Consider the following 1,058-nt stretch of genomic DNA (forward strand, 5'->3'; position numbering starts at 1 on the left):
TAACCTTCGGGAGGGCGTTTACCACGGTGTGGTTCATGACTGGGGTGAAGTCGTAACAAGGTAGCCCTAGGGGAACCTGGGGCTGGATCACCTCCTTACTGACGCTATTTTTGCGAGTGTTCACACAGATTGTATAGGTTGAAGTATTAAAGAGGATATGTTCCCAAACATATCGKYGYGTCCCATTCGTCTAGAGGCCTAGGACACCGCCCTTTCACGGCGGTAACAGGGGTTCGACTCCCCTATGGGACGCCATTGGGTTGTTAGCTCAGTTGGTAGAGCAGTTGACTTTTAATCAATTGGTCACAGGTTCGAATCCTGTACAACCCACCATTTCTCAGGCGCGGGGCTATAGCTCAGCTGGGAGAGCGCTTGCATGGCATGCAAGAGGTCGGCGGTTCGATCCCGCCTAGCTCCACCAAGTCTGGAAGATGGGCGATTAGCTCAGTTGGGAGAGCACCTCCCTTACAAGGAGGGGGTCACTGGTTCGAGCCCGGTATCGCCCACCACGCTTTAAAGGTTTTTGCTTAAGAATCTTTAGAACGTGGTTTATTTAGCAATAAACGACATGCTCTTTAACAATCTGGAAAGCTGACAAGTCATTCATTAAAGAATGACAGTAAAGTTCTCAATCAGTGACAGAAATGTCACTCACACAATCAAGTGTGCTTGGGCTTTGTCTTAGCAATAAGCAAAGTCTCTATTTTGAGTCCGGCAAAAACAAAACCTTAATTGGTTGATGATTCAACACTGAGTGGTTTTGCGACGCAGATTTCTTTTTTAGACAATCTCGCGCGAGGCGTTTGTCGCGGGGAGCGTAACGTGTTACGTGACCAAGCAAACGGTGAGCAAGAGGCCGAATAAAAGAGAAAGATCGAGCAAAAAGACCTCTTGGGGTTGTATGGTTAAGTGATTAAGCGTAGACGGTGGATGCCTTGGCAGTCAGAGGCGATGAAGGACGTACTAACCTGCGAAAAGCGATGGTGAGCTGGTAAGAAGCATTTGAGCCATCGATGTCCGAATGGGGAAACCCACCTGCATAAGCAGGTATCTTAGTG

General features: G+C 48.4%; 4 tRNA genes and 2 rRNA genes. All 6 read left to right on the top strand.

The window, feature by feature from the left end:
- Positions 1–98, top strand: a 16S ribosomal RNA gene (locus tag BZG20_RS15840); the annotation flags it as partial.
- Between the two features lie 81 nt (positions 99–179).
- A tRNA-Glu gene (locus BZG20_RS15845) sits at positions 180–255 on the top strand.
- A gap of 2 nt (positions 256–257) precedes the next feature.
- Positions 258–333: transfer RNA gene (locus BZG20_RS15850), tRNA-Lys, on the top strand.
- Positions 334–345: 12 nt separating this feature from the next.
- Positions 346–421 (top strand) — tRNA-Ala (locus BZG20_RS15855).
- 12 nt (positions 422–433) lie between these two features.
- Positions 434–509, top strand: a tRNA-Val gene (locus BZG20_RS15860).
- A 394-nt stretch (positions 510–903) separates the two neighbouring features.
- Positions 904–1,058: ribosomal RNA gene (locus tag BZG20_RS16095) — 23S ribosomal RNA — on the top strand; the annotation flags it as partial.

Source organism: Salinivibrio sp. IB868, assembly GCF_001995655.1.
GTDB classification, from domain to species: Bacteria; Pseudomonadota; Gammaproteobacteria; order Enterobacterales; family Vibrionaceae; genus Salinivibrio; species Salinivibrio siamensis.